This is a genomic window from Cyanobium sp. Morenito 9A2, from assembly GCF_024345575.1.
Taxonomy (GTDB): domain Bacteria; phylum Cyanobacteriota; class Cyanobacteriia; order PCC-6307; family Cyanobiaceae; genus ATX-6F1.
The window spans coordinates 237,214-262,316 of sequence record NZ_JAGQBJ010000001.1 but is presented as its reverse complement, the minus strand read 5'-3'; the positions used below and the strand labels follow the sequence as shown (position 1 = coordinate 262,316).

Genomic DNA, 25,103 nt, shown 5'->3' with positions numbered 1-25,103 from the left:
GAAGGGACCGGAACCAGGGCCCCGATCAGTTGGGGACACGGCCCATCGCCATGGGCTGATCCTCGTCGGCCGGTTCGAGGGCCTGCTGCTGCCGTTGCAGCTTTTCTCTCAGCCGAGCCATGCGTTGGCCTGTGATCTCATGCTGGGCGACCCAGAGGATGGGCACGAACAGCAGTGAGAAACCCAGGGTGAAGGGCACCAGCAGGAGGCTGAGGGGAGTGCAGTAGCGGGGCGGGAAATAGGTCGGCGTGTCGTTGGGATCAAGCAGCCCGCAGCGCACGGCCTCCATCACGATGCTGCGCTCCTCAGCTGAATGGGCCATGGGTGATTCTTCGTTCCAGTGAACCGAAGCTCGAGCGCATTGTGCGTCTGGAGGATTAAGACGCGTCTAAGCAGGGCCTCCGTCGATCACCCTGTGGGGTGATGCTGAACACCAAGCCAGCCTCAAGGGCCCAGCGCCGGTCGTCCTTGGAGCCCCCAGAGGAGGAGGCCGTTCGTTGCGGGCAGCCCGAAGGGATGGCGCGAGGCCCAGGGCCTCTCAACCTCCAACTCACAGGTGCCAACCCCAGGGGCGGCGAGGGTGACCACGGCTCCAGCGGCCATCGGCATCGGGGGGCTAACGGGGCCAGGGACCCTGGGCCAGAGCCCGCTTGATCACCACCATGGGCTGACCTGGTGCCTCCCGGACCCGAAGTCAGTCGTCCTGCCCCTCGCCGGCCAGGCTGTTGTCACCAAAGCGATCGCCCCAGCGTTCGGCAAGGTGGCCACCAGGCACTGGTCCCACGGGCCAGGATCGGTCTTGCCTTCGACCGTTGCCTGCAGACAACGGGTCATGGTGATGGGCCGGGCGGTGAGGCCAATCCTGCGCAATGGGCTCACCGCCTGGCGCATAGGCCTCACCGCCTGGGGTGATGGGCCATCCCACTCCAGCTGGCAGGCGAGCCGCGCGGCGAGGATGGTCGACGCGTTGGAGCGACGGTGGACGTCGAGGACAGCGGTGCGGGGATAGGCATCGTCCAGGTCGTCGAACCCTTGCTCAATCGGCTCGAGCAGCGGGGAGGCCTCGGTGCGCCTGGGTCTTGAGCCACCCCCTCCAACTGTGGCTTGAGCTCTGGGGTGAGCGGGTCAGGAGGGCCGAGCCCATGGGATGACGCGGGTCCTTGAGCGCCTGGTTCCCGTGGTCAAAGGCCGCCGCGCTGGGATCGGAGTACCGTGCCCGCAAGGAACACCGTTCCAGTCATGCTTCGTCCGATGGGTGGCGGGGGCGATGGATGGGGGCAGGGGGACTTGAACCCCCACAACGTTGCCGTCTGCGGATTTTAAGTCCGCTGCGTCTACCAATTTCGCCATGCCCCCGACGCAAGCATCCTAGATTTCTGCAACACAACGATCTGATTTCGTGGCCCTGCCTGGTGTCTTGAGCTCGGTTTCCGTGGAAACCCTTCTGGTGCTTGGAGCTTATGGCGCCATCGGGGGGCTTTACCTGGTGGTGGTGCCCCTGGCTCTCTACTGGTGGATGAACCGTCGCTGGACCACCATGGGCAAGGTCGAGCGCACGGCCGTCTACGGGCTGGTGTTTCTGTTCTTCCCCGGGCTGATTCTGTTCGCCCCCTTCCTCAACCTGCGCCTGGCTGGCCAGGGCGAGGTCTGAGGACGTGACGCGGGGCACTGCCATCCTCCTGGGTCTGGGGGTCTTGGGCCTTGGGGGCCTGGGCTACCTGGCCTTCCAGGCGGCTGGATTCGAGGGCTTCTCCGCCGGCATCGCCGCCGAGGCGGTGCTGATCGTGCTGGTGCTGGGCTGGACCGGGAGTTACCTGTTCCGGGTTGTGACGGGGAACATGACTTACATGCAGCAGCGTCGCAGCTACCGGGCGGCCTACGACGCCGAAACCGACGACGTGCTGCAGCGCAAGTTCGATGCCCTGCCCCTCGCTGAGCAGGAAAAGCTCCTCAAGGAGGTGGGCCAGCTCCAGGCTGACACCGAGCTTTGAGGCCCGAACCCATAGGCTCACTGGCAACTCCGAACGCCAGCGGCCCATGGGCGGCACCCCCCTCCAGCAAAGGTTCCAGCTGCTCCAGCAGCAACGTCGCTGCGCCCTGATGCCGTTCCTGGTGGCCGGCGACCCTGACCTGGCCACCACCCGCGCCAGCCTGCTGGGGCTCCAGGGGGCTGGCGCCGATGTGATCGAGTTGGGCATCCCCTACAGCGACCCGCTGGCCGATGGTCCAGTGATTCAGGCCGCCGCCGCTCGGGCCCTGGCCGCCGGCACCACCCCAGGGGCGGTGCTGGAGCTGCTCTCCGGCCTGCGCGGGGAATTGACCATCCCCGTGGTGCTGTTCACCTACAGCAACCCTTTGCTCAACAGGGGCATGGAATCCTTCTGTGCCGCCGCGGCCGCCGCCGGAGCCGCGGGCCTGGTGGTGCCCGATCTCCCCTTGGAAGAGGCCGACCAGCTCTCGCTGATCGCCGCCGCCCATGGCCTCGATCTGGTGCTGCTGGTGGCACCCACCACCCCGGATGAGCGGCTGGCCCGCATCGCCAGAGCCAGCCGGGGCTTCACTTATCTGGTTTCGGTGACGGGCGTGACAGGCGTGCGCTCCAGCCTGCAGGTGGGGGTGGAGCAGCGGGTGAGCCAGCTCAAGGCCCTGGGCCCCACTCCCGTGGCCGTGGGCTTTGGCATTGCTGGCCCCGACCAGGCCAGCCAGGTGCGCGCCTGGGGGGCCGACGGGGCGATCGTCGGCAGTGCCCTGGTGAAGGCCATGGCAGAGGCGGTGACAACGGGCGGATCCGCACCGCTGGCGGCCGTGAACTTCTGCACCCGCCTGCGGGCGGCCCTGGATGGGTGAGCCGATGGCCAGTGCGCTGCTCACAGGGCTCGCCCGGTTGGCGGCAGGCCTGGCGGGCTTGGGACTGGCCCATCTGATCGCTCTCCGCCTGCTCCAGGGTGTGGACCGCCGTGATTCGGCCCTCACCGAGCGCTTCATCCTCGATCGCCTCGAAGCTACCGCCCTGGGCCTGGCGGGGCTGGGGGTGGTGCTCTGGGCCTGGAGCGCCCTACCCCTGGACGGCCTGGCCGACCGCCTCGTGGAGGGCCTGGTTCAGCTGCTGGTGGTGGTGCTGGTGGTGCGCCTCCTGAACCGCATCCTGCTCAAACTGCTCACCGTCGCCATCGCCCGGGTGGGGGATGCCACCGCCGTGGAGGGTTTGATGGCCCTGGCGCCCATGCTGCGCTTCATTCTCTGGGTACTGGGGCTGCTGGTGTTTCTGCAAAACCAGGGGGTGCGCCTCACGGCCGTGGTCGGGGCGCTGGCGGGGGCGGGCCTGGGCATCGGTTTTGCCTTACAGGGACCGGCCAAGGATGTGATCAATTACCTCACGATCCTGTTCGACCGCCCCTTTGAAATCGGTCAGCTGATCCGTTTCGATGACGTCTGGGGGCGCGTATCAAGGGTGGGGCTCCGCTCGACCCAGCTGCGCAGCCTCGATGGCGAGCGGGTGGTGATCAACAACGCTGACCTGCTGGGCAAAACGCTGCGCAATTACTCCGACGTTAAGGAGCGTCGCGTGCTGCAGCGCTTCACCCTGCACAGCAGCACCCGGGCCGAGGATGCGGCGAGCGTGGCAGGGCTGGTGCGCGAGGCCGTGCGATCAGTGGAAGGGGGCCGATTTGATCGCAGCCACCTCATCGAATTGACCGAGCGGGGACTTGTGTTTGAAATCTGCTACTACCTGCCAGGTGCTGACCCGCTGGCGTCGCTGGACGCCCAGGAACGGGTCAATTTGCACCTGCTGGAGCGGATGGCCGGCGCTGAACTGCGATTTGCGGAACCACCTCAGGCACCGGGCGCCTGAGTCACTCTTCCTCTTCGTCGCTGCTGCCGACGGGGACCAGACGAATCTGCTTACGGCCCAGTTTGATCTCGAAATCGTCTCCGGGCTTGAGATCCAGCAGGGCGGTGTAGGCCTTGCCGATCAGCAGATTGCCGTTGCCCTGGACCGTGGCCACATAGCTGAGCTTGCGACCACCTTTGCCAACCGCCGCACCGCCGGAGCCCAGGCTCACACCCTTGGCCTCCAGCAGGGCTTCGTAAAAAGCAGTGAAGTTCAGGCGCTCGGATCCATCCTTCTTGGTGGAAACGTAACCCGCTGCTCGCACCAGCTCGGACTTGCTGACATCACCAAGCTCCTTGACTTTGGCAAGGAGATCGGAACCTATGAGAGCCACAGTTTAAGCGCTAAAGACAACGAGAATATAGCGAACAACCTTCGCTTCTGGTCAACCCCGACGGGGCCCCATCAACGCCAGGTCCACATCTGCTTGTCTTCCCCTGCCGCTACTAACGTCACAAGGATCTCTCCAAAGCGGCCATGGCGAAATTCGTGCTCTGGGGCACCTACTGTGACGACGCTCTGCGGCGGCGCGTTCCGTTCCGCGAGGAACATCTCGCCGGCCTGCGTCAACAGCAGGAGGAGGGCCTGCTGATCACCCTCGGGCCCACCGAAGGCAGCACCCATGTGTTCGGGATCTACGAAGCAGGCACGCAGGAAGAAGTGGAAACCGTGCTGCGCCAGGATGTCTATTGGCTTAACGGAATCTGGACAGAGCTGAGGGTTTATCCCTGGATCCAGGCGTTCTGAGCCTGCTGCCACACCCAGGCCCCCACCGCCTCGGGCCCGCCGGGGCCGAGGACCTCGGCGTACCCTCCCATCTGGCCGAGGCCGTTGGCGGCGACGGCGGCAATCGCCTCGGGGCTGGCCAGGCCGCGACCCTCCAGTGCCTTGAGCTTGAGCGTGCGAGAGCGGCGAATGATGTTGCCGCCGTTCACATGGCAAGCGGCGCAGTGATTGGCAAACAAGCTGGCGCCGCGGCTGGTGGTGTCATCCGTGGCCACGCCCCAGGCCGGTCGCGGCCACAGCATCACCAGGAGGGCGAGGCCCAGCAACAGGACCACGGCCCAGCGCCGCGGGGCCGCCGGAGGCTGCGCAGGAGGGGGCACACTGAGCGGGACTCTGCCCATGGAGCACACGAGGCCGATGGTGTCGTTTCTGCACAGCGCCGACTGGCAGATCGGCAAACCTTATGCCCGGGTGGTCGATCCCGATAAGCGTGCACGACTGCGCCAGGCGCGCCTGGAGGTGATCGAGCGACTGGGCCCCCTGGCCCGCTCCAGCGAAGCCGCCTTTCTGCTGGTGGCGGGCGATCTGTTCGATTCCCCCACCCCGGGCGCCAGCGATGTCACTGCCGTCTGCTTCGCCCTCGGCCGCCTCGGCCTGCCGGTGCTGGTAATCCCCGGCAACCATGACCACGGCGCGCCTGGGTCGCTCTGGCACTCCGCCTTTTTCCAGGCCGAACGGCAGCTGCGCGCTCCCAATGTGCAGGTGCTGCTGGAGCCAACGCCCGTCGTGCTGGAGCAGGCGGTGGTGCTGCCCTGCCCCCTGCTGCGCCGCCAGCACAGCGAAGACCCCAGTGCCTGGTTGCATCACCTGGACTGGAACCACCTGCCGCCCGAGCTGCCGCGAATCGTGCTGGCCCATGGGTCCACATCGAGCTTCGGTGCCATCGACCTGGAAGCCGACGATGAAAACCCACTGACCGCCAACAATTTGCTGCGGCTGGATGAGAGCTTGCTCGCAGCGATCGACTTCGTCGCCCTGGGGGATTGGCACGGCCTCAAGCAGGTGTCCCCGAAGGTCTGGTATGCCGGTTGCCCTGAGCAGGACCGCTTCCCCCGCGCCAGTGACTACCGCTCCGGCCAGGTGCTGGCAGTGGCGGTGGAGCGCGGGGGAGCCGCCAGCGTGACGGTGCAGCCCACCGGCCAACTGGGTTGGCACCAGCTGCGCTTCCGCTTTGACGGCGATGGGGATCTCGATCGCTTCGAGCAACACCTGCTTGGCCTGCTCGGGGATCGGGTCGGCCAGGAACTGCTGCTCCTGGACGTGGAAGGCCAACTCAGCCTCCAGGGCCAGCGGCGCTACGCCCTGCTGTTGGAGCGGTTGGAAGCTCAACTGCTGCGCCTCAAGCGCCGGGGCCGCATCGAAACCATGCCCGAGGACCAGGAGTTGGCGGCGCTGACCCAGCGGCCAGGGGACCCACTGATTGCCCGGGTGGCCGCCGCGCTGCAGCAGCGGCTCAGCGGCAGACCGACCGCTTCCGGGCCAGGGACAGCAGGGGATCCGGCTGGCCAGGTAGAAACCGGCGTGAGCGGGGCCGATCGCTTCGAGCCAGAGGTGGTGGGGCTGGCCCTCGGCGAGCTGCACCGCCTGGTGCAGGCCGGCGGCAGCTGAACCGATGCGACTGCTTTCCTGCCACCTGCGCCGGGTGCGCGTGCACCGCGACCTCGAGCTGAGCTTCGCTCCAGGCCTCACGGTGATCGGCGGTCCCAATGAGGTCGGCAAGAGCACACTGGTGGAGGCCCTGCACAAGGGTCTGTTCCTGAAGGCCACCGCCACGGGCCGCGGGGTGGAGGAGCTGCGCGCCAGGCGTCACGGCGGACAGCCGGAGGTGGAGATCCGCTTCGAGGCCTCCGGCCAGCGCTGGCAGGTGCGCAAACGCTTTTCAGGGGCCAGCGGCACCTGCCAGCTCAGCAACGACGGGGGCCTCGCCCTCTCCGGCAGCGCCGCCGACGAGGCCCTGGCCCAGCTGCTGGGGGTGGGAGAGCCCGTGGAGGGGCGGCGGATTGCCCAACTGCCTGAACGCTGGGCGCACCTCTGGGTGCGCCAGGGGGAGGGGGGCGCCAATCCCCTGGCGGGAGGCGGTGAGCGCTACGACCTGGGGCGTCTGGTGGAGCAACTGCAGATTCGGGGCGACAGTGGGGCCCTGCATTCCGCCCTGGACCGTCAGGTGCTGGGGCGGATCCAGGAAGAGCTTGCGCTCACCTTCACGGCCACTGGCCGGGTGCGAGCAGGATCCCCCCTGGCCCTGGTGCGCCAGGGGGAGCAGGAAGCCCAGCGGCGCCGGCACCTGGCCCAGGGCCGCTGCGAGGAACTGGAGGCCTCGATGGAGCAACTTCGGGGCCTGGAGCAACGGCTTGAGCAGATCGAACGCCAGGAGCGCCCGGCCCTCGAGCAGCGCCAGACCCTCGTCCACAGCTGGCGCCTTCAGCAGGCGGAACTGGAGCCCCCTCGCCAACGGTTGCAGCTGCTGACCACCACCCTCCAGCAGGTCCAGGCGCTCAGCAGCCAACGCCTGAGCCAGCTCCAGGAGCAGCGGCAGCTCCAGGCGGAGTTGGATCAAACCAGCGGGGCCCTGGGGGAACTGCAGCACCAACAGCAGGAGCGGCAAGAGCACCAGGCGCGGCTGACGGCCCAGGCCAAGAGCCTTCGGGCGCAACAAGAACGGCTGGAGTGGCGCCTTGAACTGATGCGACTGGAGGCAAGCGAGCGTCAGATGTTGCTCCACCACCGCCAGTTCGAGGAGCTGCAGGTCCAGGCCGAGGGAGCCAAGGCGGCCCTGGCGGTGCTGCCGGCGATCGACCAGGCCCAGGTCAAGCGGTTGCGCGAGGCCGAACAACGCGCCCAGCAGACGGAGGCCCGCTGCGAGGCGATGGCCACCAGCGTGGAACTCCTCAGCGGCGAGAGCGCCGTGGATCTGGGGGGAAGGCCCCTGGAGGCGGGATCAGCGCAGATTCTGCTCGAGCCCACGGAGCTCCGAATCGGTGGCGGGGTGCGGCTACGGATCAGCCCCGGTGGCGGAGATGCTTTGGCCCAGGCCCAGCGGCAGCGGCAGGAGGAGCGCGCGGCGCTGGCGGCGCTGCAGGAGCAGTTGCAGGTGAGCGGCAGCGAGGCCGCCGAAGCGATCGAGCGGCAGCGGCACCAGTTGCAGACGGACCTGACCAACCTGCGCCAGAGCGCCAGCAGCATCCCCTGGAACGGGCTGGCCGAACGGCTCGCTGCGCTGGCCCCGCGCCGGGCGCAGCTGCAGGCGAGCCTGGAGGCAGCGGTGAACGTCCCGGTGCCTGAAGGCGAACCGCTCACCCGTGAGCCAGAACCGGGTCACCTGGAGCAACTGGAGCGGGCCCTCGCCGAGGGACGCCGCCAACTCAAGCATCTCAACGAATCCCAAGAGGCCAGCCAGCGCAGCTTGGACAGCGCGCGTGAGCAGGATCGTGAGCTGACGCGGCGGCAAGCGCAGCAGCGCCAACGGATTGATCAGCTCCAAGGCTCCCTGGCGGCCCTGGAGCAGCGGCAACAGGAATTGCTGAACAGCCACGGTGATCTGGAGCAGCTCTCCGCCGCCCTTCAGGCCCAGGCCGCGGCCGTAGGCGCAGGGGAGCGGGCACTGGGGGCGCTGGGGCGGGAGCTGGCGGATCTGGAGCGCCCGGGGCAGCCGGCCCCGCCAGGCTCGGGGCCTGGACAGAAGCGTGGTGCGGCCCCGACCCCGAGCGCGGCCACCGCCCCCCTCTCAGAGCTGGAGGCCCGGATCAACGCTGGGCGGAACCGGCTGGAGCAGGAGAAAGAAGGCCTCCTCACCCGCAAGGGGCAGTGCGAACAGCTCATCAGCAGCTACAGCGCCAGCGATCCGATCGCCGAGCTGGAGTACCGCCAGGCCGAGTGGGAGACGGCCCAGGCCGAACGTGCCGCCGTCGAGCGACACATCAGCGCCCTGCAGTTGCTGCAGAGCCTTTTTCTGGTGGCCCAGGACGATCTCACCCACCGCTACGGCGCGCCGCTGGCCGCCGCCCTGGCTCCCTACCTACAGGCCCTGGGCCAGCCCGGCGATGCCCCCCAGGTGCGCTTCGATCCGCAGCAGGGTTTCCAGGAACTGCTGCTTCGCCAGGCGGGCGAAAGTTTCAGCTTCGAGCGGCTGAGTGGCGGCCTGCGCGAACAACTGGCCGGCGCCCTGCGGCTGGCATTGGCGGAAGTGCTGCTGCCCGCCTACGACGGCGCCCTACCCCTGGTGTTCGACGATGCTTTCACCAACACGGATCCTGAACGTCTACCGATGCTCAAGCGAATGCTGGGTGTGGGGGTGAAGCAGGGGGTGCAGGTGATCCTGTTGACCTGCACACCAGGGGATTATGGCGATCTGAGTGACGCCCCCCTGGGCGGGTCAGTGGTGACCCTCCCATGAGATGGTCACGCGATCGGGTCAACGGAGTTCATCACCTAAGGAGCCCTGCAGCGGTCCCCGCGGATGGAACGCTGTCAAAGGGATTCGACCCTGGCCGCTGGCCGCCTGCGCCCTGGACCACACCCCAGCACGGGGCACGTACACGGCTTGCCCGGTGGGGCGCTCCACGAACAAGGCGCTCAAGATCGCACCAAAGACCTCCCCATAGAAGCCTCGACCAGATGCCTATCCCTGTCATCTTCGCTGGCGCCGGCGGGGATCAGGCGGGTCTGCTGGCGGCCAATCTTGATCTCGACTTCATCGCCGGGCCTGAGATCCCACAGGGCGGTGGAGGCCGTGCCGATCAGCGGACTGCCCTTTCCCTGCACCGTGGCGATGGAGCTGAGCCTGCGGCCTCCCCTGCCGACCTTGCCGCTGACGTCGGGCTCAACGCCCCTGGCCTCCAGCAGCGCTTCGTGGAGGGCCGTGACAGTCAGCGCCGCGCCGCCATCCTTACCAGTGGAGACGTAGCCAGCGGTACACACGCCATCGGAGTTGCTCCCATCTCCAAGTTCTTTGACCTTGGAGAGCCGATCGCAACTCGACGGTGTGACATCAACGTTGCGTTAAACTTCAAAGGTCAAAAGTGCACCATCGGGCCTTAAGCTTTCTTTTAGCACAACCAATTACTCGGGCTTATCACCACCGGCGCGGCGGGTGCGCTCGTAGCGCTGATAGAGCTCCGTTGGCGATCTATAGCGCTGGGGGAGGGAATCATGAAGGCGCTGAAGGTTGTGCCAGCACAATGTGCGCTCAATCTTCTCCAGCCCCCGCTCTTCACCCACCAACCGACGCAGGGCCATGCAATAGGCAGAAAACCCCGCCTCCAGTTCGCCGATCGTTAGAGGTTTTTGGGTGGCCATGGCCTTCAGCTCCGCTCCATGGACAGGCTCAAACCGTAAAAAGGCGCAGCCGCCCGGGGGATTGCCCCATCAAGGAAGCGGCAAAACTCTTTTCAATTCTTCGCAGCTTCCCAGTCAACTTAGTCCTATGGCCCAGCTTCGCCCCCTTGAGCCCGATGACCTCCCCCAGGTGATCGAGGTCTACCGACAGGCGGTGATTGATCAGGGCCCGCCCGTCTACAGCCCGCGCCAGGTGGAGGTCTGGGCGGGCCTCGGCACGAGCGCCGCCCTGCTGGCGGAGCTGAGGGCGGGTTTCGGCCTGGTCAGCTGCTCGCAGGGGGGCACCACGATCGAGGCCTTCGCCGTGCTGCAGCCGATCGATCGTCTCTCGCTGCTCTATTGCCGCGGCCGCTCCAGCCGGCAGGGACGCGCCTCGGCCCTTCTGGCGGCGCTGGAGCAGCACAGCCACACAATGGGCGTCATGCGCCTTAGCACCGAAGCCAGCAAGCTCTCGCGCCCCCTGCTGGAGCGCCGGGGCTGGCAGGTGGATCATCCCGAAGCGCTGCTGATCGCGGGTGTGCCGTTCAGCCGATTTCGCATGAGCAAGGCCCTGGTCGGCCTTGAGCCCCGCCTGCCTGAGCCGATCTGATGGCCGAAGCCGACCTGCAGCGTTTTCTTGACAAGGTGCGCCAGCTTCAGGCCTTCGTGGCCCTGAGCGAAGCGGATCCAGCCCTGCGGGAGGCCCTGCGGGACTGCTCTGACCACGATCAGGTGGTGGCTCTGGCGGCCGTCTGCGGATTCAGCATCGGCCGCCGCTGGGGCGAAACCGACACCCCTGCGGTGGCTCGGACCAGCAACCTGCTCGCCGGCCCCTGTCCGCCGCCTGGCCAGGAGCAAAGCATGGTTCTCCTGGAAAGATCCGGCTTGCGACTGGAGCGAATCCATTCCTGCTCAGCAGCCACCCCCGCAGGCCACTGGTATGACCAGAGCGCGACGGAATGGGTGCTGCTGCTGCGGGGCAGCGCCAGGCTGCGGTTCGAGGATGACCCCCAGCCCCTGGAACTGGCGGTGGGGGACACCCTGTTGATCAGTCCCCACCGTCGTCATCGGGTCGAGGGGACCGATCCCGCCCCAGGAACCCTCTGGCTCGCCCTCTTTGTGGAAACGACGACCTGACCGTCGGCTGGCGCACCAGCCAATAGGCCGCCGCCAGGGCCAGCACGACAAGGCCCAGGCCGGCCAGCAACAACGGCTTGTCCTCGGCGCCTGGAGGAAGAACGATCACCTTCCGGGCCACGGCGGTGAGCGCAGTGACCAGCACCAACTCGATCTGGACCACCTTGCGGCGCAGGTAGGCGGTCAGGTTCTGCAGCACCTCCAGGGCGATCAGCACGTTGAGCACATCACCCAGCACCCGCGTGAGTTCATCACCCAGCCAGGTGGTTTCGCTGTTGAGGAAATCACTCCAGACCTGTTGCAGCAACTGGAAGCTGGCCACCACCACCACCAACGCCAGAATCAGCGACAGGCCCTTGGCCAGCAGCCTCTCCCCCCGGTCAATCGCCCTCAGGAAGGCCTGATCGTCCCAGAGCATTCTCAGGAGACGATTCACTGGCTGAAGGGGCTGAACAGGGGCTTGGCGGGGGTATCCCCAGGAGGGTTCACGAGCTTGGTGTCACAGGTCACCGAGCCATCGGCGGCGGTGACGCAGTTCTCGGGCGTAACCGTGGTGCTGGGGCCCACCTTGCCGCGGTTGCCAGGGCTGAGCAGAAACTGCTGGCTTTGGGCCTGGGCCCCGGTGTCGGCCAGCACGAGCGCGCTGGCCCCGAGGCCCAGGAGCATCGGCCCAGTCAACAGAAATCTCCCCAGCGGCGCGACTCTCACGAACAGGGCAAATCGGCCGAACAGTCCTGATCTCCCGAACAGCCGTGGCAAGGGCGAGGACATGGGCATTCAGCGTCGTGGGCTCCTCCCAGTCTGCCTGCGCCCCTCAAGGGTTGAGGTCGGCGCGGATCTCCTCCAACAGGAGATCGAGCTGACCGAGGGGATCATCAAAATCAGTCCCCGCCTCTGCGGCACCCTCCTCGCCCTGCCACTGTTCCTCAATGCCACAGAGACGCTCAGCCAGGCCGGTGAGGCCGGCGCGGCCATAGGTGCGCTCAAGTTCACCCAGCAGCACCGGCATACGGATCGAACTGGCCCGCAGGGCACGGCGCAGGTCGGCCTGGGTGCGGCCGGTGTGACGCAGCCATTCCTTCAGGAAGGTCTGCAGATCATCCAGCTGCTCGCTGCTGAGGGTGGCCATCACCGGCTGGGGGGGAACCAGCGGTCCAGTTTGCGCTGCGCCCGCAGCCGAATTTCCGGGGTCAAGTGCCGGCCGCAGAGACCGAGCAGGGCCGTGAGCGCCACCAGATCGTCGCTGAAGCCGGCCGCTGGGATGAAATCGGGGATCAGATCCAGGGGCAGGAGCAGGTAGGTGAGCGCCGCCAACATCGTGAAACGCACCTGGTAAGGGGTGTCGCCATCGAGCAGCAACTCCAGGCACTCGATCGCCGGACGCGCCAGCAATCGGCCAGCTCGACGCAGCAGTCCGCGCAGGGCCCCCTCGTCGACGACGGTGCTCTCCAGCACCTCCGCATCCACCGCATCCGCAGCGCCGTTGGCTGATGGCATGGATCGGCCCCGCCCAAGGAAAGAACAGCCCCATTGTGAGTCGCTCCTGGGGCTCTGGTCGAGTGAGGGTCATCCGCCCCAAGCGTTGGTGATCGCCGTCAGCCCCCCCCAGACCGCCCTGCAGCCCGGCCGTTGGGCCAATGGCACGAGCGTTCGCCCCTACCCGTTCCCATCGTGACCGCAAGGCAAGGTCACCAGCGGGCGCTCCCGGGCACTGGGGCCGTCCTGCACCAGCAAGCCCCGGAGCAGGCGGCACGGACTCACCCGCGAGCCGGACAAGCCCTGTGGATGGATCCAAGCCGCTGGGGAGCGGGGCCTGCAGCCCGAGAGCGACTCGCCGTTGCTCGCCGGCCGGCCGTTCCTCCAGCTCCTGCCAAGGCAGGGAGAACATCTGGGCCTTCGCGGCAGACGGCGGCGCTGCGGCCAGATCGAGCAGATCGAGCCTGATGCCCTGGTCGTGCCTGGCCAGGGGAAGCACCAGGCCCCCCGCTCGGTGAGCGCTGGCGCGGGGCCCGGGCAGGCCCCCCTAACAAGTCCCTGACGGCCGGGGGTGGGGTCCTGCTGACCGGTGGGCTACCGCTGGGAGCCGATCCCGGGCAGATCACCAGCCGAGGGGCCTTCGAGCGGCCCATCGCCCGGGGGACCGGGCTACTAAAGGGCAGCGCGCGCCTCGCCCGGACCCTCGCTACGGTCGGCGGGCTCAGAATTCCGCTCCGATGCCTGGCCTCGCCGTTCTGCCCAGCGATGTGTTCACCAGCGCCGGGGTGGCCTATGCCCACTATCTGAGCGTGATGCTCAGCTTCGGCGCCCTGGTGCTGGAGCGGCGCCTGATCAAGGCCAACCCCAGCCGCAGTGAAGCCACCTTGATGGTGATCACCGATGTGGTCTACGGAATCGCCGCCCTCACCCTGCTGGTGAGCGGCATCCTGCGGGTGCTCTATTTCGGCCAGGGGAGCGACTTCTACACCACCAACCCCGTGTTCTGGTGGAAGGTGGGTCTCTACCTGGCGGTGGGCACCCTCTCGCTCTATCCCACGGTCACCTACATCCTCTGGGCCCTTCCTCTGCGCAAGGGGGAACTGCCCCAAGTGAGCGAAGCGCTCGCCAACCGCCTCGCCTGGATCCTGAACATCGAACTGGCGGGCTTCGCCGCCATCCCCCTGCTGGCCACCCTGATGGCCCGGGGTGTGGGGCTGGGGGGCTGAGACCCCGGCAACCGAAGGCCGCTGGTGGCCCCCGCTCCAGCCCTGGGTCCCGCCCGCCTGGGCGTGGGCGCTCCCCCCGGGTGCTGGCAGCTCTGCTGCTGCCGATGCTGGGCTCTCTGCTCGTTCTGCTCCTCCAGGGGGGTGGGCAGGCTGGCGGACCTGGGGGCAGTGTCGCGGAGGCCAACGACGCTCACGAGCCATGCCCCGCCGCCGGCGCCGTGCGGGTGCTTGACAGCGACCAGGTGCCCCGGCGGCCCACAGACCTCCCGCCCCCAAGCCCCGACGACTACCGAGACAGGATCAGACCGACCCCTGCTGGCTGGGCCCGCCGTAGCCACTGGTGTGTCTGGGTGGAGCCCATCGAAGGCACTGAAGCGGCGCTTGTCTGGCAACGGCGCTGGCTGGGGGCCGTCAACGCCGCCCTGGGCACCTGGGAGCGGCAGTTGCCGATCAGCCGGGTGGACGACCCCGAGCAGGCCCAGGTGCGGCTGTACCGGCGGCGGCCACCGCTGCTGGGGGACGGCCGCCGCCGCCGCGCCAGCCACGGCCGCGCCGTGCTGGTGCTGGTGGAAACGCGGCGCCAGAGCGAGGGCCCGCCCCAGCTCGAGCCAAGGGTGGAGGTGCTGATCAGCCCCGACCAACGACAGCCCTCGATCCAGGCCACGGCCCTGCATGAACTCGGCCATGCCTTCGGCCTCTGGGGCCACAGCAACGACCCCGCGGATGCCATGGCCGCCGTACCTGGTGCAGCTCCGGTGCTGGTGCTCAGCCCCCGCGACCAGGCCACCCTGCGCTGGCTCCAGCAGCAACCTGGCCTCGGCGACGCCCCCCTGATCGAGAGGGCCCCTGGCCTCACTCCCGCCGCGGCGCCCCGCGACGGGCGGCCAGCACCTCCTGCACCCGGCGCCAGCTGACGCCGTGGTGGGCCAGGGCCACCTGCACATGGAAAAGGATGTCGGCGGCCTCAGCGGCGATGGCGTCGGGGTCGTCGTCTTTGCAGGCCATCACGAACTCAGCGCATTCCTCGCCCACCTTCTTGAGAAGGCGGTTGTCGCCGCCCTCCAGGAGCCTGTTGGTGTAGCTGCCGGGCTCGGGGCGGTCGCGGCGCCCCTCGATCACCCGCGCCAGCTCGGTGCAGACATCGGCGGGGGGGGGCAGGGCGGCGGAGCCGCCGGCGCTGGGCTCGGGGCCGAGCTCAAAAAAGCAGCTGCGGGCTCCGGTGTGGCAGGCCACCTCACCGGCCTGCTCGATCGTGAGCAGCAGCACATCGGCGTCGCAGTCGTAGCGCAGGCCCCTGAGCTTCTGGGTGTGGCCACTGGTCGCCCCCTTGGGCCAGAGCACACCGCGGGAGCGGCTCCAGTAGTGCACCTCGCCCGTGGCCAGGGTGCGCTCGATCGCCTCACCATTCATCCAGGCCACCATCAGCACGGCGCCATCCAGCCAGTCCTGGGCCACCGCCGGGATCAAGCCGGCCCCGTTGAAGCGCAGCGTCCCCATCAGCTCCTCGATGAACGGGGGGTCGGGGGGCTGAAATGATGCCTCCACAGGGAACCGATCCGGCGATGTCCGATCTTCCCGCACCACGATGACGGCCGCCTACACCTGCTCCAAGACGTTCAGTGGCTACCCCTGCTGCCACCGTCAGTGGCGCCACGAGGGGCACTGCCGCTTCGTGCACGGCTACAGCCGCAGTTTCACCTGCGCGTTCCGCGCCCGGCGCCTGGACAGGAATGGCTTTGTGGTCGATTTCTCCAGCCTCAGGGATCTCGAGGCCCAGCTGGCGGCCCAGTTCGATCACACCTTCCTGGCCAACGCCGATGACCCGCTGCTGGGCCAGTGGCAGGCCCTGCACGAGCTGGGGGCCCTGGACCTGCGGGTGATGGAGAACGTGGGCATGGAGGCCAGCGCCGCGCTGGTGTGGGGGTGGGCCAACGCACTGCTGCGTGAACGCGACGGGGGCCGGGCCTGCTGCTGGCGCGTTGAGGCGCGGGAGAACGAGAGGAATGCCGCCCGCTTCGAGGCGCTGCCACCATGGTTCGGCCTTGCGGAGGTTGCCGATTGACACCTCTGGATCCGCGGCCGCCCATGGGCGGGTTCGGGCCACGGCCTCCGGTTCTCCTGCGGCCCTGGATGCAGCCGCTGGAGGGCTTCGGCTCCCCGCAAGGGGGGCCTGACGCCCCCGTGGTGCGATGACGCTCGAACGGCTGGCGACGGCCTGGGCGGTGTTCCAGGGGCTGGTGGTGGAGGCGATGCCGTTCCTGCTGCTCGGGGTGGCGATCGCTTCGATCGCCCGCTGGCTCAATCCCGGTGGGGCCTGGCTGCAGCGCCTCCCCTCCCACCCGTTGGGGGGGCCGCTCACGGGGGCGGCCCTGGGCTTCGCCCTGCCCGCCTGCGAGTGCGGCAACGTGCCCGTGGCCCGGCGGCTGCTGGCGGGGGGGGCGCCCCTGGCCACGGCCCTGGGCTTCCTGTTCGCCGCCCCGGTGCTCAACCCGATCGTGCTGGCCAGCACCTGGGCCGCCTTTCCCGATCGCCCCTGGTTGCTGCTGGCCCGTCCGGGCGGGGCCCTGGTTCTATCCCTGGTGCTGGCCAGCCTGCTGCGGCTCCTGCCGGAGGCTGTGCTGCTCACCCCTGCCCTGCTTGAGGAGCGCCGGCTCAGCCAACCCCTGGAGGCCGTCGGCCTGCTGGAGCGCCGGGGCGGCGTCATCGGGGCCGCACCGAGCGCTGCGGTTCCAGCGGCGCCCCGACGGCCGCCGCTGGGGGAGGCCCTGGGCCACGGGGTGCGGGAATTCAACAACCTGGCCCTGCTGCTGGTGGCCGGCAGTGGGATTGCCGCCCTGGTGCAGACGCTGCTGCCCCGCAGCTGGCTGCTGGCCCTGGGGAGTTCCCCCACCCTCTCGATCCTGGCGCTGATGCTGCTGGCGGTGGTGGTGTCGGTGTGCAGCAGCGTGGATGCCTTTCTCGCCCTGGGGTTCGCCGCCCAGGTCACCCCGGGCGCACTGCTGGCCTTCCTGCTCCTCGGGCCCGTCGTGGACCTCAAGTCGATCGGGCTGTTCGGGGTGCTGCTGCGCCCCCGGGCGATCGCGCTCACCACCGCCGGGGCCGCCCTGGCCACCCTGTTGATCGGCCAATGGGTGAACCTGTGGAAGTTGTAAATCCGTGACGCTTCTCACCCTGCTGCTGCGTCCCCTCAGCCTGGGGCTCTGGGGCCTGGTGCTGCTCTACAGCGGCCTGAGCGGCCGCCTGGATCTGCTGGTGCGCTCAGTCTTCCACCCGCTGATCATGGGCAGCGGCCTGGCCCTGATCCTCCTGGCGGCGCTCGAGGGGGGACGCTGCCTCCGCCCAGGGACAACAGCGCGCCAACCGCCCCCACCGGGGCGGGAGCGGGCAGCGCTGCTGCTCAGCGCCCTGCTCGCCCTCTCGATGCTGATCCTGCCGCCGGTCCCCTCCTTCGCCGATCTGGCCGCCAACCGCCCCAGCGGTCAGCTGGAGGAGCAGGAGCTGAGCTTCGTGCTTCCGCCCGCCCAGCGCAGCCTCTCCGACTGGGCACGGCTGCTGCGCAGCCAGCCCGATCCGGCCCTCTATGCCGGTGATCCCGTGCGCATCAGCGGCTTCGTGCTGCCGGTCCCCGGCCAACCGCCCGAGCTGGCCCGGCTGCTGGTGCGTTGCTGCCTGGCCGATGCCACGCCCGTGGGGCTGCCCGTGCGCTGGCCCGCGGGCCAACCACTGCCCAAAGCCGACCAATGGCTGGCGCTCGAAGGGGTGATGGCGATCGACTCCGCAGCTCAGCCACCCCGCAGCCAGGTGATTCCCAGGCGGATCACGCCGATCGCGCGGCCCCGGCGGCCGTTCGAAGGATGAAGCCCTGGACCCTGGCCTTGGGGGGCGGCCTGGCCCTGGCGCTGGTCCAGCAGCAACTGTTGCTATCGCGCGCGCCACGGCTGCTGGGTCTAAGCCCCGCCGCCGCCAGTTCTGGCCCCGGGGCCCTGGAGCTGCGCTTCAGCCGGCCCATGGACCGGGACAGCCTGGCCCGCTCCAGCCGAATCACCCCGACCGCGGCCCACCAGTGGCTGGGGGAAGGGAACCGACCGCGGCTTCTGCTGGCCAGCGGAGTGCGCGTCTTCCAACCGATCGACCTGAGCGTGGCGGGTGCGGACCGGCGGGGCATGGCCTTGGCCCCGCAGGCCTGGCGCTGGGATCCGCGTCCGAGGATCGTCGCCGTGGCCAGCGTGGCCGGCGGGGAGCAGGCCCAGCTCCAGGACCACGACGGCCGCTGGCGCCCCCTCAGCCCGGTCTGGTCCTCAATTCCCGCTCTGGAGCCCCTGGGTGATGGTTCGGGGGTGGCCCTGGTGAGTGCCGATGCCCGTGGGCAGCACCGGGTCTGGCGGGTGGACGTGAAGCAACGCAACCTGGCCGCCCGGGCCCGGGGCCTGGCCAGGCCCGTTATCGGAGCGCCCAGGCCCCTGGGCACGGATCCGCTGCTGTTCGCCTACCTCAGCAGCAATCGCCAGGGGGATCTGGTGGTGCAGGGCTCCACTGAGGCCTCGGGGCTGAGCAGCACGGATCTCCACCCCCGCGGCGGCGGCTCCCACCGGCTCCCACTGCCCTCCAGCGGCCCTGTGCAGCTGGTGCCCCAGGGGGGCGCCCTGGTGGTGCCGGAGGTGGATGGTCTGAGCCTGATGAGGATGGGGGGGCCGGTGAGCGGGCGCCAGATCTTGCCTGGCAGCCGCGACCTCAGCAGTTTCTGCCCGGTGGGGGGCCGCGCCCTGCTGGTGCACCACCGACCCGACTTCACCCGCGCCCTGGAGATCGTCGAACCGGGCCAGGCGCCCCGCACCCTCTGGGCGGGCCCCCAGGCCCTGGTGGCCAGCGCCTGCGAGCGCAACGGCTCCCGCATCTGGGCGCTGACGATCGAAGGCCTCGGCCAGCCGCGACTGACCCTGCTGGCCCTGGACCGCAACGGCAGACGGCTCGGCCAACGGGAGCTCAGGGGCTGGGAGCTGGAGCCCGGCACGGGCCTGGAACTGGATCCCAGCCGCCTTCAGCTGCTGCTCACCCTCAGGCCGCAACAAGCAGGAGGCCGCCCCAGCCAGGCCCGGCCGGCCCTGATCGACGCCACCAGCCTGGAGCTGCGCCTGTTGAACCATCCAGTGCGGCAGGCCCGCTGGTTGGTGGCGGGCTGAGCAGGTTCAGCCCCTGGCCACGGACACACGAACGGACGACACCCCCAGGCCCCCCAGGAACGCCAGCAACTGAACGATCACCACCGAGGGACCGGAGGGCAGGTCGAACATCCCGGAGAGGAGCAGGCCGGACACGGCACACAAGGCCCCCAGGCCTGAGGCGAGCAGCACATAGCCGTTGAAGTGATCGCTCACCAGCCGGGAGGCGCAGGCCGGGATCACCACGAAGGCACTGATCAGCAGCACCCCCACCGCCTTGATCGAGACCGCCACCACCACCGCCAACAAGACGATGAACAGCAGCCGGTGCAGGGGTACCACCACCCCGCGGGACAGGGCCAGCGGTTCATCAAGGGTGAGCAGGATCTGATCGCGGCGGGTAAGGGCCAGATAGCCCATGGCTACGGCCAGCAGTGCGGCGATCAGGCCCAGATCCAGCCAGGACACCCCGAGGATGTCGCCGAAGAGCAGGTGCTGGATGCCGCCTTTGTAGCTGCGCACAAAGCTCAGGGCCACCACCGCCAGGGCCAGCGATGAGGAGTAGACGATGTTGAGCAGGGCATCGGTGGGCAGGGCACTGCGCTCCACCAGGCGATTCACTACCAGGGCGAAGACCACCGCAAAGGGAATCAGCACCAGGGTGGGATTGAGGCCCAGCAGGATGCCGACGGTGATGCCGACGAGGGCGGAGTGGCCGAGGGCGTCACTGAAAAAGGAGAGCTGACGCAGGACCGCGAAGCTGCCCAGCAGGCCGCCGAGGGCGCCCGTCAGCAGACCGCCCAGCAGGGCCCGCTGCATGAACGGCTCCTGCAGCAGATCAGCGATCGCGAGTCCCTCGCTCATGCTCCGGGACTGGGCTGATGATGGTGGTGTTGATAGGGCACGTAGCCACGGCCGTAGACCCCCTCCAGCTGGGCTGGGCTCAGGGCATGGTCGGGGGGACCGAAGCAGCGCAGGCTGCGGTTGAGGCAGAGGACCCGGTCGCAGGTGCGGCGCACCATGGCGAGATCATGGGAGACCTGGAGGATCGTCCAGCCCTCGGTGCGGCGCAGCTGAAAAAGCAGAGCGTGGAACTGTTCGGCGGCCTGGCTGTCGAGGCCGGCCTGGGCCTCATCGAGCACCAGCAGCCGCCGGGGGCGCACCACGCAGAAGGCCAGCAGCACCCGTTTGGTCTGGCCGCCGGAGAGCTCACTGATCAGCCGCTCAGCCAGATCCCGGCAACCCGTCTTCTCCAGGGCCGCCGCCACGGCCTGCCGCCGCCGCCCGCCGCCGCTCCAGGGCAGCCTCAGGCCGGCCGGATCCCAGCCCAGGCCGACGAACTCGGCCACCGTGAGCGGGCAGCGGTTGCGCACGCTGAAGTTCTGGGGGACGTAGGCCACCTGGGCGCGCACGGAGGCCGGCAGCTGGCCCTGGCGGCCCATGGGCCGACCCAGCACGTGAATCTCACCGTCCTGGCGGGGAAGGATCCCGAGCAGGGCCTGCACCAGGGAACTCTTGCCGGCACCGTTGGGGCCCACCAGGGCCGTGTCGGTTTCCGGCGCCAGCACGAAGCTGACATTCTCGACGGCGCGGACACCCTCGCGCCGCACCGTCAGGTTCCTGACTTCGAGAACCATTTCCAGCATCGTTCCAGCCTACCGACGGGGGCGGTGTCGTCAGCCCCCGAAAGCCCTGACCAGGTTCGAGGCGTTGCGGCGCAAGGTGCTGATGTAGGCGCCCGGCGTCGCGGCCGTGTCGGGGCCCGTCTCGAGCGAATCGAACGGAATCACCTTCACCCCCAGGTCATTTGCCAGGGCCTCGAAGGAACCACTCCCCTCCTGGGGCTCGCTGAGCAGGGCCTTGAGCTGGGTGGCCTGGGCCAGGAGCGCCACCCGCCTGAGATCGGCTGGGGTTGGGTTCTCCTCAGGGACATCGACCACAAAGGTGGCCTTGAGCCCGTAACGCTCGGCGAAGTAGGGGGCGAAGTCATGGAAGGCCACGAACGTCTTGCCGGCGTAGGGCTTGAGCTGGGCCGCCAGGGCAGTGTTCAGACCCTGCAGCTCGGCCGTGAAGCGTGCCGCACGGGCGGTGAAGCCTGCCCTGCAGGCGGGCCTGGCGGCGATCAGGCCATCGCGGATGGTGTTCACCTGCTGCACCGCCCGCAGCGGATCCAGCCAGATGTGGGGGTTGACTTCGCCGTGGCCGTGGCCATGGCCCCCGTGCTCGGCCTGCTCAGCTCCTGACTGATCACCACCGCCCGCCTCGGGGAGGGTCAGCGTGGGGACGCCCTGGCTGGTGTCGATCACCCGCAGGCGCGGGTTTTCTGCACCGGCGATGAGCTTGTCAAGGAAACCCTCGACCCCCAATCCATTCTTGATGAGCACGTCGGCCTGGCGAAGGCGGGACAGATCGCTCGGCGTGGCCTGGAAATCATGGGGCCCCACGCCGGGGGGAATCAGGGCGGTGACCGTGGCGCAGTCGCCCGCCACGGCCCGCGTGAACGCGGTGATCGGCAGGAAGGTGGTGACCACGGCCAGGGGCTTGCCGGGGGTGGAGGCGATCGGCCTGGGCAGGCATCCCGCCAGCCAGCCGCCCAGGATCACCAGCCCCAGGGCGCACCGGGTCCGCCCACGCATCCCGGCCGGTGCCGGCGTGGGCGGGTTGTGGCTCTGGTGGGGCATGGGGGGCCGGATCGAAGGAGCGGGCGCCGGCCGGAGGCCCACCCTTGACTGAGAATGATACTCACTCTATCCCGAAGACGTCCCCGGTCCAGCGCCCTCGCCCCGCTCCATAGGATTCCTCCCATGGAGGCTTCCCCACCCGCCACTCCGAACGGCAAGCAGCAGCACCTGCTGGAGCAGCTGCGCCGGGCCGCCCACGAGCTCTCCGGCCAGGACCTCCACGCCCAACTGCGCAACACCCCCCAGGCCATGGGCCTGGCGACGGTCTACCGCCACCTGCGCCAACTGCAGCAGCGGGGGCTGGTGCGCTGCCGGCACCTGCCCAGTGGAGAGGCCCTGTTCGCCCCCACCGAGCGCGACGAGCACCACCTCACCTGTGTCGACTGTGGCCGCACCGTGCCCCTGCCTGCCTGCCCGATGCACGGCGACGACCTCAGCCCCCAGCAGCTGGACGGCTTCCAACTGCTGTTCCACACCCTGGAGTTCTTCGGGCTCTGCCCCCTCTGCCAGCAGCGCCAGCAGGGCTGAGCAGCCCTAGAGCTGGTGCAGCCAGGCCAGCAATGCCTCCCGCCGGGTCGCTGGCAAGCGCAGGTAGCGGCGTCGGGCCTCCGCCGCCTCGCCCCCATGCCAAAGGATCGCCTCCTGGATCGTGCGGGCCCGCCCGTCGTGGAGGAAGCCCGCCGAGGCATTCACCCGCTGGGTCAGGCCCAGGCCCCAGAGCGGAGCGGTGCGCCATTCGCCCCCCGCCGCCCCCTGCTCCGCCACGCCGTCATCGAGGCCGGGGCCCAGATCGTGGAGCAGCAGATCGGTGTAGGGCCAGATGGTCTGGCCGTTCAGCGCCTGCGCCACCGCCATGCGGGCACGGCCGCTGGCCAGCTGCGGCACGTGGCAGCGGGCGCATTGGAGGGCGTCGAACAGCTCCCGGCCCTGGCGCACCACCGGGCTGGAGGCCGGCAGCGCCGTGCGCGGCGCCCCCAGGGTCTGGCTGTAGGAGGCCACCAGGGTCAGCTCCCCGTCGCTGATGTCCGTGGGCCCATCCTTGGGACCTCCCTTGGACGCATCCGTGAGCGCAGCCGCTCCCCCCAGCACCGGCTGCCGGTGGAGTGTCGTGGTCAGGCCCATGTCGTTGAAGAAGGCATCGGCGGTCTGATCGCGCACCGAAGCGGCGAGCGCCTTCCAACCAAAGCGCCCCAACCGCCGCGGGCCATTGGTGCCGCCCAGCCAGTGGGGTCGGCCGGAGATGCCGTCGCCATCACGGTCGTCAGGGTCGGCATGGGCAAGGATCTCCGCCTCCGGCACGGCCTCCAACAGGCCGAGGCCCAGCAGCGGCGGTGCCACCCGCAGCGAGCGAGCCACAGACCGGAGTGAAGGATCGTTCGCAGCTTCGCTATCGAGCTGCACCACCGGCCGCCGCAGCCCCCTCGCCTCGGCCCACGCCACGGTGACCGCCGCATCCGGCTCGGCCCCCAGCACCGCCCGGTCGCGCACCTGGTGGCCGATCCCGGGCACGGGCCCTCCATCGGGAAGCGCCACCCGCACCAACGCCTCGCCCATCAGGGGCCGGCCGCGGCCGTTGCGCACATGGCAGGAGAGGCAGGAGGCGGCGTTGAAGCGGGGACCCAGACCCGCGCCGGGCGCTCCCGCCAGGGGCACATGGGTGCGATCGAACAGCCCATCGGCGAGCTGGTGGCGCTCCAGTTCAGCGGCGCTGAGCCCAGCGGCCGGCTGCTCGAAGGAGGCCGAGGTGCGGTTGGCCACCGTCATCGCTCCGGCGGCCTGCTGGGGATCGGCGACCACCACGCTGGGCTGGAGCCCGAACGCCAGCACCACCATCAGGCTGAACAGGCCCACCAGCGCCCACAACTGGCCATGATTCCGGCGCGCCATCAAGACAGCAGCGGCACCGACCGTTCGACCAGTTTCGCGGTGCTGTGCAGCTGGTTGATCAGCGCTTCCATCGCCCGGCGCGAAACGGGATGGTCCAGGTGGCCCTTGATCGGGTGGGGCAGGGCCTTGGCCATCGCCACCGCCTGGGCCGTCTGGGTGTCGATCTGCTGGCCCAGCTCGGCATCCCTGCTGGTGATCAGCGCCAGCAGCCCGGTGCTCATCAGCACCCGGCGGGCCCCCTCCACATTGGCGAGCAGATCCGCCTGCGTGTTGCCGCTGTCGGCACTCTCCAGGGTCTGGGGATCGCGGGTTTTCAGAGGTTGGCCGAGCTTCTCGTCGCCCTCCTCCTGCAACAGGCCGATCACCCCCTGCAGCATTTCCTGCACGGCCGTGCCTGCTTCGGCGGGGGTGCTGATCCGGGCGCCGAAGCCCTGGGGCCCCGACCAGCTGGCCAGCAGACCTTCGGCCTGGCTGTGCAGATCAGCGGACGCCAGGCGCAGATAGGCGAGTTCGTTGGCAGTGAGCTGCGCACTGGTGGGAGGGATGCCGCTGCGCCCGCCGTAGATCACCCATTCGATGCCGTGAAAGCCCTTGGCGGTTTCACCCAGCGCTGCAAACAGCTCAGGGGTGAAGGCACCGGCGTCCAGGGCTTGGGCGAGGTCCTTGCGGTTCACGGGCCAGTCGTCCATGGCCCCATCGAAGCCTTCCGTTTCGGCGGGCCCGAAGGCCCAGCTCTCGCTGGTTTCCCAGGTCTGGCGGGCCGCCAGCCAGGCCTGGCGGGTGGCCTCGAGATGCCCCTCGGAGGGCTGGTCGCTGAGGCGCTGGATCGCCTCCTGCAGGGCCGCTGTGTGGGCCACCAGCCGGGTGTAACTGGGCTGGACCACCTGCTCGACGAAGGAGCTCACCACGGCCTGGTTGGTCGGTGCCGACGGGGTGCCAGGCCTGCCGCAGCCGCTGAGGGCCACCGCCAGCACCAAGGGCATGCCCAAGGCCAGCGAACGGGATCGGCGTCGTCCCTGGATCATGGCCGGCATCGGGAGGAGGGATCCACCCACTGTCCGCTGACGTCGTCACCGGCCCGGGAGCGATGGCACCGGGGCGCGTGACCAATGGCACGGGATCGGCGGTCATCCGAACGTCCCCTCCCCTCCCGCCATCCGCCCCCAACCGCAGCTGGTTGGCCTCGCTGGGGCCGAGACGATCGAAGGCTTCCCCGTGCCCCCGGCGGGCCCACAGCCATCCCCCGGCCCTGTCACGTACGAAACGTCCTGCGCGCCGCCTGGAAGGGCAGACGCGGCTCCAGATCCAGCCCCCACCAATCCCTCCCTCTACTCCCCAGCACGGAGTCGCCGGAGGGGACCCCTGCCCCTGCTCAAGGCGGACGCGCAGCCGCGCCCCGAGGCTGCCGCTGTCGGCAACCACCCTGGTGGCGCCCTGCCTCCTGCGGGACAACGGGATGGGACGCCCGGTTGTCACATTCGTCACCGGAGGTTGTTTCTCCCGCGGCCCCGCTGGCCTGGGTGTCACGGACAATCCGCTCAGCCGA

At 69.2% G+C, this 25,103-nt stretch carries 31 protein-coding genes and 1 tRNA gene; 16 read left to right on the top strand and 16 right to left on the bottom strand.

The annotated features are described in order from the left end of the window. Positions 1-25: 25 nt before the first annotated feature. Both KBY88_RS01365 and KBY88_RS01360 read right to left on the bottom strand, forming a co-directional pair. Positions 26-322: a hypothetical protein gene (locus tag KBY88_RS01365; RefSeq protein ID WP_254938092.1), complete on the bottom strand. Its 297-nt coding sequence runs from the start codon at positions 320-322 to the stop codon at positions 26-28. Positions 323-1,272: 950 nt separating this feature from the next. Next, positions 1,273-1,356 (bottom strand) — tRNA-Leu (locus tag KBY88_RS01360). 61 nt (positions 1,357-1,417) lie between these two features. On the opposite strand from KBY88_RS01360, the gene KBY88_RS01355 reads away from it, so the two are divergent. The 4 genes from KBY88_RS01355 to KBY88_RS01340 are packed head-to-tail and all read left to right on the top strand — an operon-like array spanning position 1,418 to position 3,853. Further along, a complete protein-coding gene (locus KBY88_RS01355; protein ID WP_261348359.1) occupies positions 1,418-1,651 on the top strand; it encodes an NAD(P)H-quinone oxidoreductase subunit L in 234 nt (77 codons plus the stop codon). Positions 1,652-1,655: 4 nt separating this feature from the next. Then, positions 1,656-1,991 (top strand): DUF3007 family protein, encoded by a 336-nt coding sequence (locus KBY88_RS01350; RefSeq protein WP_254938090.1) that lies wholly within the window; start codon positions 1,656-1,658, stop codon positions 1,989-1,991. Positions 1,992-2,037: 46 nt separating this feature from the next. Further along, a complete protein-coding gene (gene trpA, locus KBY88_RS01345) occupies positions 2,038-2,847 on the top strand; it encodes a tryptophan synthase subunit alpha (protein ID WP_254938089.1) in 810 nt (269 codons plus the stop codon). Between the two features lie 4 nt (positions 2,848-2,851). Continuing rightward, a complete protein-coding gene (locus tag KBY88_RS01340; protein ID WP_254938088.1) occupies positions 2,852-3,853 on the top strand; it encodes a mechanosensitive ion channel family protein in 1,002 nt (333 codons plus the stop codon). A 1-nt stretch (position 3,854) separates the two neighbouring features. Here the strand turns inward: KBY88_RS01340 and KBY88_RS01335 are convergent, their stop codons facing one another. Beyond that, on the bottom strand, positions 3,855-4,226 hold the full coding sequence (locus tag KBY88_RS01335) for an AbrB/MazE/SpoVT family DNA-binding domain-containing protein (protein WP_254938087.1): 372 nt from the start codon (positions 4,224-4,226) through the stop codon (positions 3,855-3,857). A 143-nt stretch (positions 4,227-4,369) separates the two neighbouring features. On the opposite strand from KBY88_RS01335, the gene KBY88_RS01330 reads away from it, so the two are divergent. Next, on the top strand, positions 4,370-4,639 hold the full coding sequence (locus KBY88_RS01330) for a YciI family protein (protein ID WP_254938086.1): 270 nt from the start codon (positions 4,370-4,372) through the stop codon (positions 4,637-4,639). Here the strand turns inward: KBY88_RS01330 and KBY88_RS01325 are convergent. Then, positions 4,615-4,920 (bottom strand): c-type cytochrome, encoded by a 306-nt coding sequence (locus KBY88_RS01325; protein ID WP_254938491.1) that lies wholly within the window; start codon positions 4,918-4,920, stop codon positions 4,615-4,617. The genes KBY88_RS01330 and KBY88_RS01325 overlap by 25 nt on opposite strands. A gap of 97 nt (positions 4,921-5,017) precedes the next feature. Between KBY88_RS01325 and KBY88_RS01320 the strand changes: the two genes are divergently transcribed. Continuing rightward, positions 5,018-6,286 carry a metallophosphoesterase family protein gene (locus KBY88_RS01320; RefSeq protein WP_254938085.1) on the top strand — a complete coding sequence of 423 codons (1,269 nt, stop codon included), beginning with the start codon at positions 5,018-5,020 and terminating at the stop codon, positions 6,284-6,286. A gap of 4 nt (positions 6,287-6,290) precedes the next feature. Further along, positions 6,291-9,071, top strand: a complete 2,781-nt coding sequence (locus tag KBY88_RS15980; RefSeq protein WP_261348358.1) for an AAA family ATPase — start codon at positions 6,291-6,293, stop codon at positions 9,069-9,071. A 179-nt stretch (positions 9,072-9,250) separates the two neighbouring features. Here the strand turns inward: KBY88_RS15980 and KBY88_RS01310 are convergent, their stop codons facing one another. Both KBY88_RS01310 and KBY88_RS01305 read right to left on the bottom strand, forming a co-directional pair. After that, a complete protein-coding gene (locus KBY88_RS01310) occupies positions 9,251-9,595 on the bottom strand; it encodes an AbrB-like transcriptional regulator (RefSeq protein ID WP_254938084.1) in 345 nt (114 codons plus the stop codon). Between the two features lie 141 nt (positions 9,596-9,736). Beyond that, positions 9,737-9,973, bottom strand: coding sequence for a DUF3136 domain-containing protein (locus KBY88_RS01305; RefSeq protein WP_254938083.1), 237 nt, complete (start codon positions 9,971-9,973; stop codon positions 9,737-9,739). A 127-nt stretch (positions 9,974-10,100) separates the two neighbouring features. Between KBY88_RS01305 and KBY88_RS01300 the strand changes: the two genes are divergently transcribed. After that, on the top strand, positions 10,101-10,601 hold the full coding sequence (locus KBY88_RS01300) for a GNAT family N-acetyltransferase (RefSeq protein ID WP_254938082.1): 501 nt from the start codon (positions 10,101-10,103) through the stop codon (positions 10,599-10,601). Further along, positions 10,601-11,128: a Nif11 domain/cupin domain-containing protein gene (locus tag KBY88_RS01295; RefSeq protein ID WP_254938081.1), complete on the top strand. Its 528-nt coding sequence runs from the start codon at positions 10,601-10,603 to the stop codon at positions 11,126-11,128. The genes KBY88_RS01300 and KBY88_RS01295 overlap by 1 nt, the downstream gene beginning before the upstream one ends. Here KBY88_RS01295 and KBY88_RS01290 read toward each other — a convergent pair. The 4 genes from KBY88_RS01290 to KBY88_RS01275 are packed head-to-tail and all read right to left on the bottom strand — an operon-like array spanning position 11,040 to position 12,625. Continuing rightward, complete coding sequence (locus tag KBY88_RS01290; RefSeq protein WP_254938080.1) at positions 11,040-11,546, bottom strand: phosphate-starvation-inducible PsiE family protein; 507 nt, start codon at positions 11,544-11,546, stop codon at positions 11,040-11,042. The genes KBY88_RS01295 and KBY88_RS01290 overlap by 89 nt on opposite strands. 14 nt (positions 11,547-11,560) lie before the next feature. Then, positions 11,561-11,899 carry a hypothetical protein gene (locus tag KBY88_RS01285; RefSeq protein ID WP_254938079.1) on the bottom strand — a complete coding sequence of 113 codons (339 nt, stop codon included), beginning with the start codon at positions 11,897-11,899 and terminating at the stop codon, positions 11,561-11,563. 43 nt (positions 11,900-11,942) lie between these two features. Further along, complete coding sequence (locus KBY88_RS01280) at positions 11,943-12,257, bottom strand: hypothetical protein (protein ID WP_254938078.1); 315 nt, start codon at positions 12,255-12,257, stop codon at positions 11,943-11,945. Continuing rightward, positions 12,257-12,625, bottom strand: a complete 369-nt coding sequence (locus tag KBY88_RS01275) for a DUF1232 domain-containing protein (RefSeq protein ID WP_254938077.1) — start codon at positions 12,623-12,625, stop codon at positions 12,257-12,259. The genes KBY88_RS01280 and KBY88_RS01275 overlap by 1 nt, the downstream gene beginning before the upstream one ends. 716 nt (positions 12,626-13,341) lie before the next feature. On the opposite strand from KBY88_RS01275, the gene KBY88_RS01270 reads away from it, so the two are divergent. Together KBY88_RS01270 and KBY88_RS01265 are read left to right on the top strand one after the other, a co-directional pair. Beyond that, entirely contained in the window at positions 13,342-13,830 is a 489-nt protein-coding gene (locus tag KBY88_RS01270) for a DUF2214 family protein (protein ID WP_254938076.1), read from the top strand. Between the two features lie 80 nt (positions 13,831-13,910). After that, positions 13,911-14,744 (top strand): zinc metalloprotease, encoded by an 834-nt coding sequence (locus KBY88_RS01265; RefSeq protein WP_254938075.1) that lies wholly within the window; start codon positions 13,911-13,913, stop codon positions 14,742-14,744. Here KBY88_RS01265 and hisIE read toward each other — a convergent pair. Continuing rightward, complete coding sequence (gene hisIE / locus KBY88_RS01260; protein ID WP_254938490.1) at positions 14,683-15,327, bottom strand: bifunctional phosphoribosyl-AMP cyclohydrolase/phosphoribosyl-ATP diphosphatase HisIE; 645 nt, start codon at positions 15,325-15,327, stop codon at positions 14,683-14,685. The genes KBY88_RS01265 and hisIE overlap by 62 nt on opposite strands. Before the next feature lie 88 nt (positions 15,328-15,415). Here hisIE and KBY88_RS01255 point away from each other — a divergent pair, with 88 nt between their 5' ends. The 4 genes from KBY88_RS01255 to KBY88_RS01240 all read left to right on the top strand — a co-directional run bounded on the left by KBY88_RS01255 (position 15,416) and on the right by KBY88_RS01240 (position 19,010). Next, positions 15,416-15,892: a 6-carboxytetrahydropterin synthase gene (locus KBY88_RS01255; protein WP_254938074.1), complete on the top strand. Its 477-nt coding sequence runs from the start codon at positions 15,416-15,418 to the stop codon at positions 15,890-15,892. Between the two features lie 127 nt (positions 15,893-16,019). Then, positions 16,020-16,982: a permease gene (locus tag KBY88_RS01250; protein WP_254938073.1), complete on the top strand. Its 963-nt coding sequence runs from the start codon at positions 16,020-16,022 to the stop codon at positions 16,980-16,982. 4 nt (positions 16,983-16,986) lie between these two features. Then, the gene (locus KBY88_RS01245; RefSeq protein WP_254938072.1) at positions 16,987-17,688 is read left to right on the top strand and encodes a TIGR03943 family putative permease subunit; all 702 of its coding nucleotides are present in this window, start codon (positions 16,987-16,989) and stop codon (positions 17,686-17,688) included. Continuing rightward, positions 17,685-19,010, top strand: a complete 1,326-nt coding sequence (locus KBY88_RS01240; protein WP_254938071.1) for a hypothetical protein — start codon at positions 17,685-17,687, stop codon at positions 19,008-19,010. The genes KBY88_RS01245 and KBY88_RS01240 overlap by 4 nt, the downstream gene beginning before the upstream one ends. A gap of 6 nt (positions 19,011-19,016) precedes the next feature. On the opposite strand, the gene KBY88_RS01235 is transcribed toward KBY88_RS01240, so the two are convergent. From KBY88_RS01235 to KBY88_RS01225, 3 genes are read right to left on the bottom strand one after another with little or no spacing between them, the layout of a single operon-like run. Further along, positions 19,017-19,853, bottom strand: a complete 837-nt coding sequence (locus KBY88_RS01235) for a metal ABC transporter permease (protein ID WP_254938070.1) — start codon at positions 19,851-19,853, stop codon at positions 19,017-19,019. Beyond that, positions 19,850-20,635 (bottom strand): metal ABC transporter ATP-binding protein, encoded by a 786-nt coding sequence (locus tag KBY88_RS01230; protein WP_254938069.1) that lies wholly within the window; start codon positions 20,633-20,635, stop codon positions 19,850-19,852. The genes KBY88_RS01235 and KBY88_RS01230 overlap by 4 nt, the downstream gene beginning before the upstream one ends. A 30-nt stretch (positions 20,636-20,665) precedes the next feature. Continuing rightward, a complete protein-coding gene (locus KBY88_RS01225; RefSeq protein ID WP_254938068.1) occupies positions 20,666-21,670 on the bottom strand; it encodes a metal ABC transporter solute-binding protein, Zn/Mn family in 1,005 nt (334 codons plus the stop codon). 123 nt (positions 21,671-21,793) lie between these two features. On the opposite strand from KBY88_RS01225, the gene KBY88_RS01220 reads away from it, so the two are divergent. Beyond that, complete coding sequence (locus tag KBY88_RS01220) at positions 21,794-22,198, top strand: Fur family transcriptional regulator (RefSeq protein WP_254938067.1); 405 nt, start codon at positions 21,794-21,796, stop codon at positions 22,196-22,198. A gap of 6 nt (positions 22,199-22,204) precedes the next feature. On the opposite strand, the gene KBY88_RS01215 is transcribed toward KBY88_RS01220, so the two are convergent. Together KBY88_RS01215 and KBY88_RS01210 are read right to left on the bottom strand one after the other, a co-directional pair. Then, positions 22,205-23,557, bottom strand: coding sequence for a di-heme oxidoredictase family protein (locus KBY88_RS01215; RefSeq protein WP_254938066.1), 1,353 nt, complete (start codon positions 23,555-23,557; stop codon positions 22,205-22,207). After that, positions 23,557-24,582, bottom strand: coding sequence for an imelysin family protein (locus KBY88_RS01210; protein ID WP_254938065.1), 1,026 nt, complete (start codon positions 24,580-24,582; stop codon positions 23,557-23,559). The genes KBY88_RS01215 and KBY88_RS01210 overlap by 1 nt, the downstream gene beginning before the upstream one ends. Between the last annotated feature and the right edge of the window lie 521 nt (positions 24,583-25,103).

What these genes read in the sequence shown, in the direction of transcription:
- KBY88_RS01365 (WP_254938092.1), bottom strand. Translation starts at nt 322, where the DNA reads ATGGCCCATTCAGCTGAGGAGCGCAGCATCGTGATGGAGGCCGTGCGC.
- trpA (WP_254938089.1), top strand. Translation starts at nt 2,038, where the DNA reads ATGGGCGGCACCCCCCTCCAGCAAAGGTTCCAGCTGCTCCAGCAGCAA.
- KBY88_RS01340 (WP_254938088.1), top strand. Translation starts at nt 2,852, where the DNA reads ATGGCCAGTGCGCTGCTCACAGGGCTCGCCCGGTTGGCGGCAGGCCTG.
- KBY88_RS01330 (WP_254938086.1), top strand. Translation starts at nt 4,370, where the DNA reads ATGGCGAAATTCGTGCTCTGGGGCACCTACTGTGACGACGCTCTGCGG.
- KBY88_RS01325 (WP_254938491.1), bottom strand. Translation starts at nt 4,920, where the DNA reads ATGCTGTGGCCGCGACCGGCCTGGGGCGTGGCCACGGATGACACCACC.
- KBY88_RS01320 (WP_254938085.1), top strand. Translation starts at nt 5,018, where the DNA reads ATGGAGCACACGAGGCCGATGGTGTCGTTTCTGCACAGCGCCGACTGG.
- KBY88_RS15980 (WP_261348358.1), top strand. Translation starts at nt 6,291, where the DNA reads ATGCGACTGCTTTCCTGCCACCTGCGCCGGGTGCGCGTGCACCGCGAC.
- KBY88_RS01305 (WP_254938083.1), bottom strand. Translation starts at nt 9,973, where the DNA reads ATGGCCACCCAAAAACCTCTAACGATCGGCGAACTGGAGGCGGGGTTT.
- KBY88_RS01300 (WP_254938082.1), top strand. Translation starts at nt 10,101, where the DNA reads ATGGCCCAGCTTCGCCCCCTTGAGCCCGATGACCTCCCCCAGGTGATC.
- KBY88_RS01295 (WP_254938081.1), top strand. Translation starts at nt 10,601, where the DNA reads ATGGCCGAAGCCGACCTGCAGCGTTTTCTTGACAAGGTGCGCCAGCTT.
- KBY88_RS01290 (WP_254938080.1), bottom strand. Translation starts at nt 11,546, where the DNA reads ATGCTCTGGGACGATCAGGCCTTCCTGAGGGCGATTGACCGGGGGGAG.
- KBY88_RS01285 (WP_254938079.1), bottom strand. Translation starts at nt 11,899, where the DNA reads ATGTCCTCGCCCTTGCCACGGCTGTTCGGGAGATCAGGACTGTTCGGC.
- KBY88_RS01280 (WP_254938078.1), bottom strand. Translation starts at nt 12,257, where the DNA reads ATGGCCACCCTCAGCAGCGAGCAGCTGGATGATCTGCAGACCTTCCTG.
- KBY88_RS01275 (WP_254938077.1), bottom strand. Translation starts at nt 12,625, where the DNA reads ATGCCATCAGCCAACGGCGCTGCGGATGCGGTGGATGCGGAGGTGCTG.
- KBY88_RS01270 (WP_254938076.1), top strand. Translation starts at nt 13,342, where the DNA reads ATGCCTGGCCTCGCCGTTCTGCCCAGCGATGTGTTCACCAGCGCCGGG.
- hisIE (WP_254938490.1), bottom strand. Translation starts at nt 15,327, where the DNA reads ATGGGGACGCTGCGCTTCAACGGGGCCGGCTTGATCCCGGCGGTGGCC.
- KBY88_RS01255 (WP_254938074.1), top strand. Translation starts at nt 15,416, where the DNA reads ATGACGGCCGCCTACACCTGCTCCAAGACGTTCAGTGGCTACCCCTGC.
- KBY88_RS01250 (WP_254938073.1), top strand. Translation starts at nt 16,020, where the DNA reads ATGACGCTCGAACGGCTGGCGACGGCCTGGGCGGTGTTCCAGGGGCTG.
- KBY88_RS01240 (WP_254938071.1), top strand. Translation starts at nt 17,685, where the DNA reads ATGAAGCCCTGGACCCTGGCCTTGGGGGGCGGCCTGGCCCTGGCGCTG.
- KBY88_RS01235 (WP_254938070.1), bottom strand. Translation starts at nt 19,853, where the DNA reads ATGAGCGAGGGACTCGCGATCGCTGATCTGCTGCAGGAGCCGTTCATG.
- KBY88_RS01230 (WP_254938069.1), bottom strand. Translation starts at nt 20,635, where the DNA reads ATGCTGGAAATGGTTCTCGAAGTCAGGAACCTGACGGTGCGGCGCGAG.
- KBY88_RS01225 (WP_254938068.1), bottom strand. Translation starts at nt 21,670, where the DNA reads ATGCCCCACCAGAGCCACAACCCGCCCACGCCGGCACCGGCCGGGATG.
- KBY88_RS01220 (WP_254938067.1), top strand. Translation starts at nt 21,794, where the DNA reads ATGGAGGCTTCCCCACCCGCCACTCCGAACGGCAAGCAGCAGCACCTG.
- KBY88_RS01215 (WP_254938066.1), bottom strand. Translation starts at nt 23,557, where the DNA reads ATGGCGCGCCGGAATCATGGCCAGTTGTGGGCGCTGGTGGGCCTGTTC.
- KBY88_RS01210 (WP_254938065.1), bottom strand. Translation starts at nt 24,582, where the DNA reads ATGATCCAGGGACGACGCCGATCCCGTTCGCTGGCCTTGGGCATGCCC.